Origin of the sequence: Leifsonia sp. TF02-11 (assembly GCF_017565305.1) — a bacterium.
Taxonomy (GTDB): domain Bacteria; phylum Actinomycetota; class Actinomycetes; order Actinomycetales; family Microbacteriaceae; genus Leifsonia.
In genome coordinates this window covers 407,017-424,074 of sequence record NZ_JAGEKP010000004.1, presented here as the reverse complement: position 1 = coordinate 424,074, position 17,058 = coordinate 407,017, and the positions used below count along the sequence as shown (strand labels likewise).

At 69.9% G+C, this 17,058-nt stretch carries 18 protein-coding genes; 9 read left to right on the top strand and 9 right to left on the bottom strand.

Annotated features, from left to right (window positions below):
* The first annotated feature begins 61 nt into the window (after positions 1-61).
* Positions 62-1,522 carry an MDR family MFS transporter gene (locus JNB50_RS07830; protein ID WP_243768140.1) on the top strand — a complete coding sequence of 487 codons (1,461 nt, stop codon included), beginning with the start codon at positions 62-64 and terminating at the stop codon, positions 1,520-1,522.
* Here the strand turns inward: JNB50_RS07830 and map are convergent.
* Positions 1,485-2,351 (bottom strand): type I methionyl aminopeptidase, encoded by an 867-nt coding sequence (gene map / locus JNB50_RS07825; protein ID WP_208039528.1) that lies wholly within the window; start codon positions 2,349-2,351, stop codon positions 1,485-1,487. The genes JNB50_RS07830 and map overlap by 38 nt on opposite strands.
* Positions 2,352-2,363: 12 nt before the next feature.
* On the opposite strand from map, the gene JNB50_RS07820 reads away from it, so the two are divergent.
* On the top strand, positions 2,364-2,576 hold the full coding sequence (locus JNB50_RS07820; RefSeq protein ID WP_208039527.1) for an SPOR domain-containing protein: 213 nt from the start codon (positions 2,364-2,366) through the stop codon (positions 2,574-2,576).
* Here the strand turns inward: JNB50_RS07820 and JNB50_RS07815 are convergent.
* The gene (locus tag JNB50_RS07815) at positions 2,573-3,361 is read right to left on the bottom strand and encodes a MerR family transcriptional regulator (RefSeq protein ID WP_208039526.1); all 789 of its coding nucleotides are present in this window, start codon (positions 3,359-3,361) and stop codon (positions 2,573-2,575) included. The two genes, JNB50_RS07820 and JNB50_RS07815, sit on opposite strands and share 4 nt — an antisense overlap.
* 41 nt (positions 3,362-3,402) lie before the next feature.
* Between JNB50_RS07815 and JNB50_RS07810 the strand changes: the two genes are divergently transcribed.
* Positions 3,403-3,873 carry a DUF6194 family protein gene (locus JNB50_RS07810; protein WP_243768139.1) on the top strand — a complete coding sequence of 157 codons (471 nt, stop codon included), beginning with the start codon at positions 3,403-3,405 and terminating at the stop codon, positions 3,871-3,873.
* 10 nt (positions 3,874-3,883) lie between these two features.
* On the opposite strand, the gene panB is transcribed toward JNB50_RS07810, so the two are convergent.
* Positions 3,884-4,735 (bottom strand): 3-methyl-2-oxobutanoate hydroxymethyltransferase, encoded by an 852-nt coding sequence (panB, locus tag JNB50_RS07805; RefSeq protein ID WP_208039525.1) that lies wholly within the window; start codon positions 4,733-4,735, stop codon positions 3,884-3,886.
* 92 nt (positions 4,736-4,827) lie between these two features.
* Here panB and glnA (JNB50_RS07800) point away from each other — a divergent pair, with 92 nt between their 5' ends.
* Together glnA (JNB50_RS07800) and JNB50_RS07795 are read left to right on the top strand one after the other, a co-directional pair.
* A complete protein-coding gene (gene glnA, locus JNB50_RS07800; RefSeq protein ID WP_208039524.1) occupies positions 4,828-6,165 on the top strand; it encodes a type I glutamate--ammonia ligase in 1,338 nt (445 codons plus the stop codon).
* A 7-nt stretch (positions 6,166-6,172) separates the two neighbouring features.
* Entirely contained in the window at positions 6,173-9,211 is a 3,039-nt protein-coding gene (locus tag JNB50_RS07795; protein ID WP_208039523.1) for a bifunctional [glutamine synthetase] adenylyltransferase/[glutamine synthetase]-adenylyl-L-tyrosine phosphorylase, read from the top strand.
* 30 nt (positions 9,212-9,241) lie between these two features.
* Here the strand turns inward: JNB50_RS07795 and JNB50_RS07790 are convergent, their stop codons facing one another.
* Complete coding sequence (locus JNB50_RS07790) at positions 9,242-9,553, bottom strand: YciI family protein (RefSeq protein ID WP_208039522.1); 312 nt, start codon at positions 9,551-9,553, stop codon at positions 9,242-9,244.
* Between the two features lie 134 nt (positions 9,554-9,687).
* Positions 9,688-10,197, bottom strand: coding sequence for a hypothetical protein (locus JNB50_RS07785; protein ID WP_208039521.1), 510 nt, complete (start codon positions 10,195-10,197; stop codon positions 9,688-9,690).
* A 149-nt stretch (positions 10,198-10,346) separates the two neighbouring features.
* On the opposite strand from JNB50_RS07785, the gene JNB50_RS07780 reads away from it, so the two are divergent.
* Complete coding sequence (locus JNB50_RS07780) at positions 10,347-10,751, top strand: hypothetical protein (RefSeq protein ID WP_208039520.1); 405 nt, start codon at positions 10,347-10,349, stop codon at positions 10,749-10,751.
* Positions 10,752-10,855: 104 nt separating this feature from the next.
* Positions 10,856-11,089 carry a histidine ammonia-lyase gene (locus JNB50_RS07775; RefSeq protein ID WP_208039519.1) on the top strand — a complete coding sequence of 78 codons (234 nt, stop codon included), beginning with the start codon at positions 10,856-10,858 and terminating at the stop codon, positions 11,087-11,089.
* A gap of 138 nt (positions 11,090-11,227) precedes the next feature.
* Here JNB50_RS07775 and glnA (JNB50_RS07770) read toward each other — a convergent pair whose 3' ends face one another.
* A complete protein-coding gene (glnA, locus tag JNB50_RS07770; RefSeq protein ID WP_055915700.1) occupies positions 11,228-12,652 on the bottom strand; it encodes a type I glutamate--ammonia ligase in 1,425 nt (474 codons plus the stop codon).
* A gap of 137 nt (positions 12,653-12,789) precedes the next feature.
* Between glnA (JNB50_RS07770) and JNB50_RS07765 the strand changes: the two genes are divergently transcribed.
* Together JNB50_RS07765 and JNB50_RS07760 are read left to right on the top strand one after the other, a co-directional pair.
* Positions 12,790-13,209, top strand: coding sequence for an RDD family protein (locus tag JNB50_RS07765; protein WP_208039518.1), 420 nt, complete (start codon positions 12,790-12,792; stop codon positions 13,207-13,209).
* A 36-nt stretch (positions 13,210-13,245) separates the two neighbouring features.
* Complete coding sequence (locus JNB50_RS07760; RefSeq protein WP_208039517.1) at positions 13,246-14,424, top strand: low temperature requirement protein A; 1,179 nt, start codon at positions 13,246-13,248, stop codon at positions 14,422-14,424.
* Positions 14,425-14,427: 3 nt separating this feature from the next.
* On the opposite strand, the gene JNB50_RS07755 is transcribed toward JNB50_RS07760, so the two are convergent.
* The 3 genes from JNB50_RS07755 to lipB all read right to left on the bottom strand — a co-directional run bounded on the left by JNB50_RS07755 (position 14,428) and on the right by lipB (position 16,947).
* Positions 14,428-15,126 carry a DUF4191 domain-containing protein gene (locus tag JNB50_RS07755; RefSeq protein WP_208039516.1) on the bottom strand — a complete coding sequence of 233 codons (699 nt, stop codon included), beginning with the start codon at positions 15,124-15,126 and terminating at the stop codon, positions 14,428-14,430.
* Positions 15,127-15,211: 85 nt separating this feature from the next.
* A complete protein-coding gene (gene lipA / locus JNB50_RS07750; RefSeq protein ID WP_208039515.1) occupies positions 15,212-16,201 on the bottom strand; it encodes a lipoyl synthase in 990 nt (329 codons plus the stop codon).
* Positions 16,198-16,947, bottom strand: a complete 750-nt coding sequence (gene lipB, locus JNB50_RS07745; RefSeq protein ID WP_208039514.1) for a lipoyl(octanoyl) transferase LipB — start codon at positions 16,945-16,947, stop codon at positions 16,198-16,200. The genes lipA and lipB overlap by 4 nt, the downstream gene beginning before the upstream one ends.
* Between the last annotated feature and the right edge of the window lie 111 nt (positions 16,948-17,058).

The following is a 17,058-nucleotide window of genomic DNA, read 5'->3' as shown; positions in this document are numbered from 1 at the left end:
CGAAACGAGCTATCGTGTTGTCGATTAGATACGCGACTGCATCTTAACGAGGGAGCCCGACATGGCGGCGAAGCTGGACAGGACGGTCGTCCGCACCGCGACCGCGCTGGTGATCGGTGCGCTGGCGGTCGTCTTCGACACCACGATCCTCAGCGTCGCGCTGCACACGCTCGCGATCGATCTGCACACTTCGGTCGCGCAGATCCAGTGGGTCACGACCGGGTACCTGCTGGCGCTCGCCGCGACGGTGCCGCTCTCGGCGTGGCTCCTGGCCCGGTTCGGCGGCAAGCGCGTCTGGATGGTCGCGCTCGCCATCTTCCTGGTCGGCTCGATCCTCTCTGGACTGGCGTGGAACGCGGAGTCCCTCATCGCGTTCCGCATCCTCCAAGGGGTCGGCGGCGGACTGATGCTGCCGGTGATGACGACGCTCGTGATGGAGGCCGCCGGCGGCAGGCAGCTCGGCCGGGTGTCCGCGGTCATCGGGCTGCCGGCGATGGCCGGGCCCGTGCTCGGGCCGGTGCTCGGCGGCCTCATCCTGGCCCTGGGCGACTGGCGCTGGATCTTCTGGGTCAACATCCCGTTCACGGTCGCGGGCCTGCTGCTGGCGTGGCGGATGCTGCCGTCCGACCGCGGTCGCGACCCGAAGCGCCGATTGGACGTCGTCGGGGTCCTCCTGCTCGTGCCCGGCCTCGCCGGCCTGCTGCTGGGACTCTCGAACTCCGTGCAGGCGGGCGGGTTCGGCCGCGTGGACGCGTGGCTTCCGCTCGCGGGAGGGGCGGTGCTCGTCGCGGCGTTCGCGCTCTGGGCGCTGCGGCGGCGCGGCGAGGCGCTGGTCGATGTGCGACTGTTGCGGGTGCGCTCGGTCTGGTCGGCGTCCGCGCTGCTGTTCCTGTCGAGCGTCGCGCTCTACGGGGCGATGCTGCTCCTCCCGCTGTTCTTCCAGCAGGTGCGCGGCACCGACGCCCTCGGCGCGGGCCTCCTGCTCGTGCCGCAGGGGTTGGGAACGCTGGCCTGCCGTCCGATCGCGGGTCGGCTCATCGATCGCGTCGGCGCGCGCTGGATCGCCGTGGCGGGCTTCGCGATCGTCGCGGTCGCGACGGTTCCGTTCGCCCTCGGCCCGACCTCCGCCGCCGACCCGCTGCTGCTCGTCGCGCTCTTCGTCCGCGGGTTCGGCCTCGGGGCCATCACGATGCCGCTCATGGTCGCGTCGTACCAGGGGCTCGCGGGGGAGCAGATCGCGCACTCGAGCATCCTCACGCGCACGGCCCAGCAACTCGGCGGCTCATTCGGCACCGCGCTGTTCGCGGTGCTCCTCCAGGCCGCGGTGCAGGGCGGGGCAGAGCTCACCGAGGCGTTCGACCTGGCGTTCTGGGTGGCGTCCGCCGCGACTCTGCTCGGCGTGGGGATCTCGTTCGTCTTGCCGTCGGCGGGTACGGCGAAGGCGGCGGCGGTGGCGGCCGCCCCGGATCCGTCGCCCGCCTCCGCTACGGAAGCGTCAGGATCTCTGCGCCCCGCTCGGTGACGACGAGCGTGTGCTCGAACTGGGCGGTGATGCTGCGGTCGCGCGTGACGACCGTCCAGTCGTCCGCCCACATGTCCCACTCGCTCGTTCCCAGCGTCAGCATCGGCTCGATGGTGAACACCATGCCGACCTCCATCACGTCGTCGAACGCCGGAGCGGCGTCGTAGTGGGGGATGATCAGGCCGGAGTGGAACGTCGCCCCGACGCCGTGCCCGGTGAAGTCGCGCACGACGCCGTAGCCGAAGCGCCGGGCGTACGACTCGATCGCGCGGCCGATCACGTTGACCTGGCGGCCGGGGGCGACCGCCTTGATGCCGCGGTTCAGGGCCTCGCGGGTGCGCTCGACGAGCAGGGTGACCTCCTGCGAGGCGGTTCCGACGATGAAGGTCTGGTTGCTGTCGCCGTGGAAGCCGTTCTTGTACGCGGTGATGTCGATGTTGACGATGTCGCCGTCGTCGAGCACAGTGTCGTCGGGGATGCCGTGGCAGACGACCTCGTTGATCGAGCTGCAGAGCGACTTCGGATAGCCCCGGTAGCCCAGCGTCGATGGATAGGCGTCGTGCTCGATCAGGAACTCGTGACCGATGGCGTCGAGTTCCTCCGTCGTGATGCCGGGACGCACGGCCTGTCCCACGCGCTCGATCGCCCGTGCCGCGATCCGCCCGGATTCGCGGATCAGCTCGATCTCGGCCGGCGTGTAGACGTCACCGCGGTCGGACGGCGCGGGGCCCAGCTTGCCGACGTACTCCGGCCGCGGGATGCGTGACGGAACGGCGCGCATCGCGGTGACGCGGCCCGGGATCAGGTGACCGGCGGAATCCTTGGGCATAGGATCAAGCTTATGACCGGCGAGAACGACTACGGGATCCGCCAGGATGCCGAGCACAAGTACTGGTACAACCTGAAGACCGGCCAGGTCGAGCAGGGCTTCCTGTCGCCAGCGCCCGACCGCGTCGGGCCGTTCGACACGCACGCAGAGGCCGAGAACGCCCTCGAGAAGCTCCGCGAGAACAGCGCGAAGTGGGCCGAAGAGGACAGGGAAGAGGGCCGCTAGCTGGCTGCCGCCGGAGGGCGTCCGCTCGTACGGCTGCCGTTGTTCGGGCCACCGTCGTCCGGTGGCGTCAACAGGTCGGCGAGGTCGGTTCCGGCTCGAAGCAGCGCCTCGGATTGCGCGGCGATCGCCCGCAGTCGACCCTGCAGCGCCTCGCGCGCCTCGGCGGGATCCCCGGTGCCGACCAGCGACGCCAGGACGACCCGCACGTCCGGGATGCGGTAGCCGCCCGCGCGCAGCGCCCCGACGATACGGGCGTCGCGTGCGGCGTCCGGCGGATACCGGCGCGCCCCCGTGGTCGTGTCTCGCGCCGGTGTGACGAGCCCCTGTTGCTCCCAGAAGCGCAGGGTCGAGGAGCGCACGCCGATCGCGACCGACAGCTCGGTGATCGTCAGCTCGTCCTCGCGCACAGCCGGCGCCTCGTGCACCCGCTCCCGTTCGATGGCGTCGAGGGCAGCCAGCGCGGCCAGCGTCTCGTCACGGGCCGCGGCGAGCGACACGTGCAGTGCGACGATGCGGGCGACCGCCTTCTCGTAGGGGGACGCGCGCAGCTCGCTCATCGCGACCCGCGCCGCGACGGGTCCGATGGCGACGGCCAGGCCGCGGTAGGCGCGCAGCGCGACGAGATGCTCCCGGGCGAACCGGCGATAGCCGTTGGCCTGCCGGAGCGCGGGAGGGATCACGGCGAGCCGTTCGAGGTCGCGGATCTGCTGCACGGAATACCCGCTGGCCGACGCGAGTCGACTGGTCGAGAAGTGGGCAGTGTCGCCGTCGCTCCGATCGCTCATCCGCCAACCCTCCATTAGCACTTCAAGCACACACTCGAAGCATGACGATGCAACGGATTCTCTCAGAGGTCAGGCGTTTCGACGGGGTGCTCGAACTCGCGCCGGAGGCCGGCAGCGCGTTCCCGGAGATCTCCTGGGGCGACCACTTCTTCTACTACGCACCCGACGGGCGGGTGCCGACGAACCGGCAGCCCTACGCGACGATCGTGACCACGGACTACCCGGACGATGTGCAGTCGCGGCTCGGCGCGCCCGATCGCTGGCGACTCAACATCCACGTGGGGTCGCGGGTCGCCGCTGAGCTCGTCGGTCACGCGCTCGGCGGCTCCGGTGGAGCGGTGCCGGATTTCGGCGTCGAGGACGTGTTCCTCCCGCATCCGCTCTACGGTGCGTACGGCTGGGTCTGCATCGTGAACCCCGGCGACGCCACGCTCGACCGCGCTCTCCAGGCTCTCGCCGACGCGCACGCCGCCGACCGCCGGCGTGTCGAACGCCGGACGGCCGCCGAGTGATCGACCCCGACTAGAAGCTGTGCTCCTCGGTCGGGAACTGACCGCCCTTGACGTCGTCCTTGTAGGCCCGCGCCGCGTCCGACAGGATGCCCTTGAGGTCGGCGTACTGCTTGACGAAGCGCGGGATGCGGCCCGTCGTGAACCCGGCCCAGTCGGTCCACACCAGCAGCTGGCCGTCGACGTGCGGGCCGGCGCCGACACCGATGGTGGGGATGCGCAGCTCCCGGGTCACCCGCTGGGCCACGTCGGCGGGGACCATCTCCATCACCACGGCGAACGCTCCGGCGTCCTCGACCGCGTGGGCGTCCGCCAGCACCTGCTCGGCTCCCGCGCCGCGGCCCTGCACGATGTGGCCGCCGAGCCCGTGCTCGCTCTGCGGGGTGAAGCCGATGTGCGCCATCACCGGGATGCCGGCGTCGACGATGCGACGGATCTGCTTGGCGCTGCGCTCGCCGCCCTCCAGCTTGACCGCGTGGGCGCCGGTCTCCTTCATGAACCGCACGGCGGTGTGCAGCGCCTCCTGCGGGCCGGTCTCGTAGGAGCCGAACGGCATGTCGGCGACGACGAACGCGCGCTTGACGGCCTTCGCGACGGCGCGCGTCAGCGGGATGAGGTCGTCGACCGTCACCGGAAGGGTGGTGTCGTACCCGAGGACGTTGTTGCCGGCGGAGTCGCCGACCAACAGGAAGTCGATGCCCGCCTCGTCGAAGATCTGGGCCGTCAGCATGTCGTAGCTGGTGAGGCCGGTGAACGGCGCGCCCTCCTCCTTCGCCGCCTGGAAGTGACGGGTCCGCACCCGCTTCAGCGACTCCATCGACGGGGTGGCGGGGTGGACGGAGGGCACAGGGGACTGCTCGCTCATGCGCCTCAGTCTAGTGATGCGTCACCGAGCGGGATCCGGCGGGATTCCGGCGGCTGAACCACTAGTCTGGAGGGGCTGACGAAAGGGGCAGGATGGACAAGCAGCGCGACTTCGTTCTTCGGACCATCGAGGAGCGCGGCGTCAAGTTCGTGAGGCTGTGGTTCACCGACGTCGTGGGCACGCTCAAGTCCGTGGCGATCGCCCCGGCCGAGGTCGAGGGCGCGTTCACCGAGGGTCTCGGTTTCGACGGCTCGGCCATCGAGGGCCTGACCCGCGCGTTCGAGTCCGACCTCCTCGCGCATCCCGACCCCACCACCTTCCAGATCCTGCCGTGGCGCGGGGAGGTCGACCCGACCGCCCGCATGTTCTGCGACATCACGACACCCGACGGCCAGCCCTCGGTGTCCGACCCGCGCAACGTGCTCAAGCGCACGCTCGAGAAGGCCGCCGATCGCGGGTTCACGTTCTACACGCACCCGGAGATCGAGTTCTACCTGCTCAAGTCGTCGACCTTCGGCGACGAAGGCCCCGAGCCGGTGGACTCGGCCGGCTACTTCGACAACGTGCCGGGTGGCACCGCGCACGACTTCCGCCGGCGCTCGGTGCGCATGCTCGAAGACCTCGGGATCTCGGTGGAGTTCAGCCACCACGAGGCCGGCCCGGGTCAGAACGAGATCGACCTCCGGTACGCCGACGCGCTGACCACGGCCGACAACATCATGACGTTCCGCACGGTCATCAAGGAGGTGGCGATCGAGCAGGGCGTCTACGCGACGTTCATGCCGAAGCCGCTCTCCGGGCACCCGGGCTCGGGCATGCACACCCACATGTCGCTGTTCGAGGGTGACACCAACGCGTTCTTCGAGGCCGGCGCGCAATACCAGCTGTCGAAGGTCGGCCGGCAGTTCATCGCGGGCCTGCTCAAGCATGCGCCCGAGATCACGGCGGTCACGAACCAGTTCGTCAACTCCTACAAGCGGCTCTGGGGCGGCGACGAGGCCCCGAGCTTCGTCTGCTGGGGGCACAACAACCGCTCGGCGCTCGTGCGTGTTCCGCTCTACAAGCCCAACAAGGGCCAGAGCTCGCGCGTCGAGTACCGCGCGATCGACTCGGCGGCGAACCCCTATCTCGCGTTCTCGCTGATGCTGGCCGCCGGACTCAAGGGCATCGAAGGTCAGTACGAGCTGCCTCCGGAGGCCGAGGACAACGTCTGGGCGCTGTCCGACGCCGAGCGCCGGGCTCTCGGCTACAACCAGCTGCCCGCCAGCCTCGACCACGCGATCGCGCTCATGGAGGAGTCGGAGCTCGTCGCCGAGACGCTCGGCGAGCAGGTGTTCAACTACGCTCTGCTCAACAAGCGCAGGGAGTGGGCGGAGTATCGCGCCCAGGTGACACCGTTCGAGCTGCGCACCAACCTCGAGATCCTCTGAACGAGTCGTGACCCGCGAGCAGCTCTCCCTCACCACGCTCGCGCGCGCCGGGTTCGTGGGGCTGAGCTCGGTGCGGGGGCAGCTCGACGAGCTCGTCGCGCTGACCGGCTTCGACGTGGACGATCTGCTTCCCGCCTTCTCGGCGGCGGCGGATCCGGACACCGCGCTGGCGCTCGCGCTTCGGCTGCTGCGTCATGCTCCCGTGCAGAGCGCCCGCTACGTGCCGTCGCGCAACGACGCCCGCCGGGTCCTGCGCGTGATCGGCGCGTCGGAGGGCGCAGCGGAGTTCTTCCTGCGCCAGCCGGCGGAACTGAGCGCGCTCGACCTCCCGGTCTCCGTGTTGCCGACCGCCGACGAGCTGCGCGCCGACCTGCTCGACGCCGTCGGCGCGATCGACGGGGTCGCGGCGCTCGAGGACGACGAGGGGCGCACCGCACTGCGGGTCCGTTACCGTCGTCGTCTCGTGCAGATCGCGAGCTTCGACCTCGAGCAGGACGACCCGGTCGCCGGGTTCGACGCGGTCGCGGCCGCCCTCTCCGACCTCGCCGCCGCCGCCCTGGAGGCGTCGCTCGCGGTCGCGCGGAAGCAGACCATCGGCACCGGGCCGGGCCGGTTCCCCGAGGCCGAGGTGCGCGCCACCCCGTTCGCCGTCATCGGCATGGGCAAGGCCGGGGCGCGCGAACTCAACTACGTCAGCGATGTCGACGTCATCTACGTGACGGAGGGCGTGGAGTCCGCCGGCCTCAGCGCGGGCCGCGCGGTCGACATCGCCACCCGGCTCGCGATGCTCACCCAGCGCGGGATCCACGAGCCGGCGATCGAGCCCGGACTGTGGGAGGTCGACCCCAACCTCAGGCCAGAGGGTAAAGACGGCGCGCTGGTGCGCACGCTCGAGTCGCACATCGCGTACTACGACCGCTGGGCCAAGGGCTGGGAGTTCCAAGCGCTGCTCAAGGCACGCCCGCTCGCGGGCGATGCCGACCTCGGCGCCCGGTACGTCGCCGCGCTCGCCCCCAAGGTGTGGAGCAGCGCGTCCCGTGAGAACTTCGTGGAGTCGGTGCAGCGGATGCGCGAGCGCGTCACCGACAACATCCCGGACGACGAGGTGCACTATCAGCTGAAGCTCGGGCCGGGCGGATTGCGCGACGTCGAGTTCACCGTGCAGCTGCTGCAGCTGGTGCACGGACAGAGCGACGAGCTCGTGCGCCAGCGCGACACGCTCTCCGCCCTGGCCGCTCTGGCCGCCCAGGGGTACATCGGCCGCGAGGAGGCGGCGACGTTCTCGCAGGACTACCGCACGCTGCGGCTCATGGAGCACCGCCTCCAGCTGCGGCACCTCAGCCGAACCCACCTCATGCCGCGCGACGAGGGCGACGTGCGGGTGCTGGCGAGGGCGACAGGGCTGGCGTCGAGCGCCGAGCAGCTGATGGTGCGCTGGAACGAGATCAAGCACCGCGTCCGCGGCCTCCACGAGCGCCTGTTCTACCGGCCGCTGCTGAGCGCCGTGGCGGCCACCAACGCGGACGCGCGGCTGGCCGACGCACCGGCCACAGAGGGCGGTGCCGGGCTCACCAGCGAGCAGGCGGAAGCGCGGCTCGCAGCGATCGGATTCCGCGACCCGCGGGGCGCCCTTGCGCACATCGCCGCGCTCACCGCGGGCGTCTCGCGTCGCGCGACCATCCAGCGACACCTCCTCCCGGTGCTCCTGCAGTGGTTCGCGGCCGGCGCGGATCCGGACTACGGCCTCCTCACCTTCCGGCGCCTGAGCGAGGACCTCGGCTCGACGCACTGGTATCTGCGGATGCTGCGCGACTCCACCGGCGCCGCGGAACGTCTCACGCGCGTGCTGTCCGGCTCGCGGTTCGCCGGAGATCTGCTCGGGCGCATCCCCGAGTCGGTCGCCTGGCTGGAGTCGGAGGAGGAGCTGCGTCCGCGCCCGGCCGAGCTGCTGCGGGAGGAGACGGCGGCGATCCTCGGCCGGCACGAGTCGGCGGCCACTGCTGCGGCCTCGTTGCGCGCGGTTCGCCGGCGCGAGGTACTGCGCCTGGCGTTCTCCGCGATCCTCGGCTTCTCGACGATCGAGGAGCTCGCGCGCGGGCTCACCGCCGTCACCGAGAACGTCATCGCCGGGGTGCTGGCCGCGATCCGCGCCGAGCGCGGCGACGCCGACGCGCTCGAGTTCGCGATCATCGGCATGGGACGCTTCGGCGGCCGGGAGCTGGGTTTCGGGTCCGACGCCGACGTGATGTACGTCTTCCGCCCGCTCGCGGCCGACCAGGACACCGCGCACAAGGCCGCACTCGCGATCGTCGCGCAGCTCAACACGCTCACCGAAGACAGCCGGCTGCCGCTCGACCTCGACATCGGTCTGCGCCCGGAGGGCAAGAACGGTCCGGCCGTTCGCTCGCTGGAGGCCTACCGCGCCTACTACCGCCGCTGGTCGCTCACCTGGGAGGCCCAGGCGCTCCTGCGAGCCAGAGGGGTCGCGGGCGATGCCGCACTTCTCGCCGACTTCGAAGCCGTCGCCGACGAGGTGCGGTACCCCGCGAGCATCGGCGAGCAGGAGGTCCGCGAGGTCAAGCGCATCAAGGCGCGCGTCGAGAACGAGCGGCTCCCGCAGGGCGCCGACCCGTCACGGCACCTCAAACTGGGCCGCGGCTCGCTCAGCGACGTCGAGTGGTTCGTGCAGCTCGTGCAGCTGCAGCACGCTGCCGCCATCCCCGAACTGCGCACGACCTCTACTCTGGAGGCGCTCGCGGTCGCGGTCGAGCACGGCTTCATCGACGCGGACGACGCCGCGAAGCTGCATGATGCCTGGCTGTTCGCCTCCCGGGCACGCTCGGCGATGACACTGTGGACGAACAAGACCGCCGACGTGCTCCCGGCCGACCGGGTGGCGCTGGAGGGTGTCGCGCGGCTGATGGAATACCCTCCCGGGTCGGCGAGCCGGCTCGAGGAGGACTACCTGGCCGTCACCCGGCGTGCGCGCGCGGTGTTCGAGCGTTCGTTCTACGGGCTCCCGCAGCGCCCGGCGCCGACGGGCTGATCGGGCTGTCGGCGCCAGGGAGTCGCTTCGTCACATGCCGGGGACGGGCGTCAGCTCGTAGACGTCGATCGTGCCCCCCATCGCACGGTGCGGGTGGCCGGTGAGCACGGTCTCGACGGCGTCGGCGTCGTCGGCCTCGATGAGCGTGTAGCCGCCGACGCTGCGGTCGGCGCCCTCCGAGACAGCCGCAGTCGGCGCTCCGAAGTCGATCAGTCCGGCGCCGACCTGCTGCGCCCAGGCGTTCCACGCCGCGTTCATCTCCTCGGCTTGTTCGGGCGTGGGTTCCGGCATCGCGGCCATCGCCTCGGGGTCGGCACGGTAGAGGAGGAGGTAGCGGGCCATGGGGGTCTCCGATCTCTGGCGGGGTCCGAGTGGCCCCGGCGCGGACGAATCTAGCCGCCCGCCCGCGTCCCGGGAATGCTCGCCCGGCCACCCTGCGACGGTTCTCAGGCGATGTTCACGCGCCGGTGGCGCGCCTAGTCACCCAATGCGTCGATCAGAGCGGCGTACAGTGCGCTGAACCGCGCCCGATGGTCGGCCGTCTCGATCGGGCTGAGCGGGAAGGTCACCTTCGCGCCGTACGTCCACTCGGCCGTGATCGTGAAATCGCCCGGCCACGGGTCGAACAGGTCGCGCCGGAACGCCGAATTCGCGTCGGACACCGTCAGCTGGGCGAGCCCGGCGCGCGGTCGGGCGACCACGAGCGTCTCGACGTCGTACGGGTCGGAGCTGCGCCCGACGGCGTCGGCGAACACGATGGTCTTGTCGGTGAAGACGACGACCTTCGCGGAGAAGACTCCGCCGTCGTCGAGGCGGATTCCCGAGTCCTGATGCTCGATCGGCCGCAGCCCGACAGCGAGCGCGATCCCGCTGACGAAGTGCCCGAACCATTCGGCGCGGTCGTCCCTGCGGAGGCGCTCCCATGCAGGGCCGGAGAGCGCCCGCGCGACCTCGTCGAGCACCTCGGTCAGATCCCGGTCGGCCATGCGACGCCCTCCTCCCGCTCCACGTCGTGAGCGGTCACACCGACAACGGTAGCCGCACGTGGTCGACCGCACACGGGATCGAATGCCGCCGCACTGCCCGTTCCGCCCCCGGACTCGTCGCGTTCACCTCCCGACCATAGCGTCACGGAGTGATCATCGCTCCGTCCACCGTCGGGGTGGCCCTCATTGTGGCGGGAGCGGGTTTCGCCGCTGTCGCCGTGTTCCTGGCAGTGCGGCGACGCACGGCGGGGTCCTGGCCGACGGATGACGCCCGCACAGCCGCGGAGCGCGCGGCCGACGCGCGTACAGCCCTCGACAGGGCGGCGCGCCTCGCCGAAGCAGGGGTCGAGCCCGATCCCGCGACCGCGGACGAGCGCGCCCGCCTCACCGCCGTCTTCGAAGTGCTCGCATCAGCCCGCGACATCGCGATCCCCGACCGGGTCAGGACGTCGCTCGACCATCTGACGCCCGACGAGCTGCGCGACGTCATCGCGGACACTCTCGGTCTCGCCCGATTCGAGGACTCCACGCAGATCGACGCCCGAGACCGCTGATCGAACGGCCTCGGACCTGAAGGGAGCCCCGCTCCGCATGCCGTAGTTTGGGAGCCGGTGTCGGCGCCGAACCGCGGCGGTCGACGATCGAGAGGAGCCGGGTGATGGGAATCGCGTTTCCAGAGGGGTCTGTCTCTGTCACGACAGCGGGCGGCGAGACAGTCATCCTGCGCATCTGCGATCTGTGCGGTGCGGCCGTGGTCGAAGCCGACACCACCGACCTGGCGTTCCACAAACGCTGGCACCGGGCCACCGGATCCGGCAACTGGGTCGACCCCGCGACCGGCCGTCTGCACGGGCCGGGGAACCCGTTCGTCCCCGGCGGGTCGTCCAGCTGAGGGAGGCCGGACAAACACGAATCCGCACGAGTCGCGGTGTCGGTCGCTTTCGCGGACCGTCCTGCGACTCGTGCGGACTGTGAGCGGACTGAGGCGTCCGCGAAGCCGTGGGAACCCCTGATGGTCAGGGGTTACCGATCAGACCCCGTAGTACAGCTCGTACTCGAACGGGTGCGGGCGCTGCGCGAGGGGCTTGATCTCCTTCTCGCGCTTGTACTCGATCCAGGTCTCGATGAGCTCCGGGGTGAACACGCCGCCCGCGGTGAGGAAGTCGTGGTCGGCCTCGAGCGCGTCGAGGGCCTCGCCGAGCGAAGCCGGCACCTGAGGGATGTTCTTGGCCTCCTCGGGCGGCAGCTCGTAGAGGTCCTTGTCGACCGGCTCGTGCGGCTCGATGCGGTTCTTGATGCCGTCGAGGCCCGCCATGAGCTGGGCGGCGAACGCGAGGTACGGGTTGCCCGAGGCGTCCGGAGCGCGGAACTCGATGCGCTTGGCCTTCGGGTTGGTGCCCGTGATCGGGATGCGGATGGACGCCGAGCGGTTTCCGGCCGAGTAGACCAGGTTGACCGGGGCCTCGAAGCCGGGGACCAGGCGGTGGAACGAGTTCACCGTCGGGTTCGTGAAGGCCAGCACCGCCGGGGCGTGCTTGAGCAGGCCGCCGATGTACCAGCGGGCGATGTCAGACAGGCCGCCGTAGCCGGCCTCGTCGTAGAACAGCGGCTTGCCGTCGTTCCACAGCGACTGGTGAGTGTGCATGCCCGAGCCGTTGTCGCCGAAGAGCGGCTTCGGCATGAACGTGGCGGTCTTGCCCCACTGCTCCGCCGTGTTCTTGACGATGTACTTGAACTTCAGGATGTCGTCCGCCGCGTGGACCATGGTGTCGAACCGGTAATTGATCTCGGCCTGGCCACCGGTGCCCACCTCGTGGTGCGCGCGCTCCAGGATCAGGCCGGCGTCGATCAGCTTGAGCGAGATGTCGTCACGCAGGTCGGCCTGCTTGTCGACCGGGCTCACCGGGAAGTAGCCGCCCTTGTACGGGGTCTTGTTGCCGAGGTTTCCGCCCTCTTCGACGCGGCCGGAGTTCCAGGCACCCTCCTCGGAGTCCACCGAGTAGAAGGAGGAGTTCTGCTTCACTTCGTAACGCACGTCGTCGAAGATGTAGAACTCGGCCTCCGGCGCGAAGAACGCGGTGTCCGCGATGCCGGTCGAGGCGAGGTACTTCTCGGCCTTCTTGGCGACCTGGCGGGGGTCCTTCGCGTAGATCTCACCGTTGCGCGGGTTGTAGATGTCGAAGACCATGATCAGCGTGCGCTCGACGCGGAACGGGTCGATGTAGGCGGTCGAGACATCCGGGATCAGCTGCATGTCCGACTCGTGGATCGACGCGAAACCCCGGATCGAGGAACCGTCGAACAGCTGGCCGACCGAGAAGAACTCCTCGTCGACGGTCGCTGCGGGGATGTTGAAGTGCTGCTGCACACCGGGCAGGTCGGTGAAGCGGATATCAAGGAACTTGACGTCGGTGTCCTTGATGAACTTGAGCACCTCGGAAGAATCACGGAACATACGGAGGACTCCCAATGGCTTTGCGGTGAGGGACTGCGCCTGCAGCCCAAGCTACACGCTAGGGGGAGGCCGTTTCCCTCCGGTGACGCAAATGTTTCCGGCATGTTACGCCGCTGTCCGCCCGGTAAACTCGTCAGGTGCCCCAGAACTCCTCCCGCTCGGGAGACATCGCGCCCAGCCGTTACCCGGGCGAACGGCTCGGCCTCCCGGAGGCGGGTCCGCACTCGGTGGGGCGCCTCGGTCGCCGCCTCGGCGCGATCGTCATCGACTGGGCGCTCGCCTCGCTGATCTCACTCGCGTTCTTCCACTACGACCAGTGGGCGACCCTCGGCGTCTTCGCGCTGATGCAGGTCCTCTTCATCCCGACGATCGGCGGCAGCATCGGCCACCGGGTGTTCGGGATGCGCGTGGTCGCGGTCGCCGGTGGCTGGGTCGGCGTGTGGCGGCCGATCGTCCGCACGGTCCTGCTCTGCATCGTCATCCCGGCCCTGGTCTGGGACTCCGACCAGCGCGGCTTCCACGACAAGGTCGCCGGCACGGTCCTCATCCGCGCCTGAGCCGCTCGGCGGTCCCGTCGCCGCTACACTCCTGCCATGCGCGCCTTCGGTTTCGCCCGCGATGTGCTGCGGTCGGATGCCGCAGGCGCCCACCGGGTGACCTACACCGAGCTCTTCTTCGACCTGGTGTTCGTCTTCGCCGTCACCCAGGTCTCGCATGTGCTGCTCCACGAGCAGTCCGCGCTGTCCCTGCTGCACGCCGTGATGCTGGCGATGGTGGTCTGGTGGGTGTGGATGTTCACCACCTGGGCGTCGAGCTGGCTCGACCCGGAGCGCGGCGCCGTGCGCGCGCTCTTCGTCGTGCTGATGCTGCTCGGCCTGCTCCTGGCATCCGCGATCCCCGAGGCGTTCGGCGATCGCGCCGTACTCTTCGCCGTCAGCCTGGTGGCCATGCAACTCAGCCGCAGTGTGTTCACGTTCTTCGCGTTCTCCCGCGAACATCCCGACCACGCGGCGAACTTCGTGCGCATCATCGTGTGGCACGCCGTCTCCGGGGCGCTCTGGATCGCCGGTGCGTTCCTGCCCGACCAGGCCAGGCTCGCCGTCTGGCTGGTCGCTCTCGCCATCGACTACATCGGGCCGAGGCTGAGATTCTGGACGCCGGGGATGGGCGGGTCACCACTGGCGAGCTGGAACGTCTCCGGCGCCCACATGTCCGAACGGGTGAGTCTGTTCCTGATCATCGCGCTCGGCGAGTCGATCGTGGTCACGGGGGCGGCATTCTCCACCGCCCCGCTCGACGCCGTCCACCTGGGGGCGTTCCTCGCCGCATTCGCCGGGACGGTGTTGCTCTGGCTGCTCTACTTCTCGCACGTGCAGCAGCGCGGCAGCGAGTACCTCGAAGGTGCCAGGGAGCGGGGGATGATCGCGCAGACGGCCTACACCTACATCCCGCTGCTGCTCGTGCTCGGGATCGTGCTCTCCGCGGTGGCGGACGGGCTCGTGCTCCAGCGTCCGGTAGGCGCTTCGCCGCCGTGGACGACGGGGTTGCTGTGCGGTTCGGCGATCGTCTACCTGGTCGGGCTGCTGCTGTTCCGCCGGGCGACCGGGATGCGGTGGTCGCTCACGGTGGCGATCGGCGCACTCGCGCTCGGCGTGCTGTGGCCGCTCGGCAGCCTGTTGCCGACGTCCGTCGTCACCTGGACGGTGAACGCCGTGCTTGCGGCTGTCGTCGTCGCGGAGCAGCTGCTGAATCGCCGCCGCGCCGCGACCTGATCGTCAGCGTGCGCGCTGGGCGCGAACCTTCATCGGGTCGATGCCCTTCGGGATCGGCATCGGGTTCTCGAGCGACTGCAGACGGTTGCTGATCGCCAGGACCTCCGCCTTGGTGAGGGTCGGCTTGATCTTGGCCAGCGTGCGCGGAATCTTGTGGAGCGGCACCGAGTCGGCGTCGGGGCCGACCGAGATGGTCGTGACGGGGACGTTGGGCAGCACGCGGGTGACCTTGCGGCGCTCCTCGTCGACCATGCGCTGGGTGCGGGTCTTGGGGCCCTCGCTGATGAGCACGACACCGCCGCGGCCGGTGGCACGGTACACGGCGTCCTGGGTCTTGCCGTTGACCGCGATCGGCATCTCGGAGCCGCGCCAGCTGCGCTTCAGCGAGCTGCGCAGCACCGCGCCCACGGCGCCCGGCTGGCCCTCGATCTGCGAGTAGGCCGCGCGCTCGGCGCGTCGGCCCAGGATGATGAGGCCGACCAGCACGCCCGCGAGCACGCCCGCCACGATCCACAGCACCATCGTGAACACGTTGCCGCCGGACAGGAACACCGCCATCGCGATGCCGGCGAGGATCGGCAGCACGACTCCGCCCACGATGTAGAGCAGCGCGCGGTCGTCGTAGCGGCGGGTCATCTGGAAGACCTGCCACATCTGCTTCAGCCGACCGGGCTCCTTGGTGGACTTGTCCTTGCGTGCCATAGTGACAAGGATACCGGCTCGACCCGCCTCTGGATGACCTGTTCACGGGCGGCGTAGCACCGATGCTGAGGCGCTGCTCAGACGGTCAGGAGACCGCCTGGGCGAACCCCGCAGACGCGTCGGCGAGGTGCTGGAGTTCCGCGGGAACCGGGCGTCCCTTGGCCTGCATGGACTGCGCCCAGAGCCGTCCGGCACGGTACGACGACCGCACCAGCGGGCCGGACAGCACGCCGAGGAAGCCGATCTCCTCGGCCTCCTGCTTGAGCTCGACGAACTCGTCCGGGTGCACCCATCGCGCAACGGGGAGGTGGCGCGGGCTCGGCCGCAAGTATTGCGTGATCGTGATGATGTCGGTGCCCGCGTCGTGGAGGTCGTGGAGCGCCTGGCTGATCTCGGCGCGCTCCTCGCCCATTCCGAGGATGAGGTTCGACTTGGTGATCAGCCCGGCAGCGCGTCCCTGCGTGATCACGTCGAGCGACCGCTCGTAGCGGAACGCAGGGCGGATGCGCTTGAAGATGCGCGGGACGGTCTCCACGTTGTGTGCGAACACCTCGGGCCGGGCGGAGAACACCTCGCCCAGGTGCTCCGGGTTGCCCGAGAAGTCGGGCACCAGGATCTCGACGCCGGTGCCGGGGCTCTGCCGGTGGATCTCGCGGATGGTCTCGGCGTAGAGCCAGGAGCCTTCGTCGGGGAGGTCGTCCCTGGCGACGCCGGTCACGGTGGAGTACCGCAGCCCCATCTTCGCGACGGATTCGCCGACGCGGCGCGGTTCGTCGCGGTCGAAGTCGGCCGGCTTACCGGTGTCGATCTGGCAGAAGTCGCAGCGCCGGGTGCACTGGGAGCCGCCGATGAGGAAGGTCGCCTCCCTGTCCTCCCAGCACTCGTAGATGTTCGGACAGCCGGCCTCCTGGCAGACGGTGTGCAGCTCCTCGGACTTCACCAGGTTCTGGAGCTGCCGGTACTCCGGCCCCATCTTGGCTTTGGTCTTGATCCAGGCGGGCTTGCGCTCGATCGGCGTCTGGGCGTTGCGTACTTCGAGCCGCAGCAGCTTGCGGCCCTCGACCGGCGCGCTCATGCGGCGACCTCCTGCGTGGTGGGGTGTGCGGGCTGAGCGGTCGGCTGCCCAGCCGTGGGCTCGGTGTGCCTGGCGGCCGCGACCGGACTGGAGGCGGGATCGGCCAGCGCGCGGTCGAGGGCGTCGCGCACCAGCGGGGCGACATCGACGGGGGTGACCGTGCGGCCCAGAACGCGGGAGATCGTGGTGACTCCGGCATCGCGGATTCCGCAGGCGACGATCGTGTCGTAGGCGTCGAGGCTGTTGGAGCAGTTCAGCGCGAAGCCGTGCATGGTCACGCCTTCGGCGACCCGGATGCCGATGGCGGCGATCTTCTCGTCGCGCCCGGTGCCGTTCGGGGCCGCGGTGTCGCCGCGCAGCCACACTCCGGATCGTCCGTCGACGCGCTCGCCCGGCACGCCGAGCTCGTGGAGCACTCCGATGAGCACCTCCTCCAGCCAGCGCACATAGCCGACGACGTCGATCGGCTCGGCGAGCCGCAGGATCGGGTAGCCGACGAGCTGACCCGGTCCGTGCCAGGTGATCTTGCCGCCGCGATCGACGTCGATCACGGGCGTGCCGTCGGTCGGCCGCTCGTCGGGAGAGGTGCGCTTGCCCGCGGTGAAGACGGACTCGTGCTCCAGGAGCAGGATCGTGTCGGGTGCCGCGCCGGAGGAGACCTCGGCGTGGACGGCGCGCTGGTGACGCAGCGCCTCGTCGTAGGGAACGTGGCCGGACCCGAGCCCGGAGACATCGAAGAGGGTCATGCCAGCATCCTAAGTGGACTCAGTACAAAAATTCGAACTGTGGGCCCGTTCGACCGTCTTCCGTCCCTCACAGGTCGGCGCAAGCACGCGTTGTCCACCGATCGTGGGATC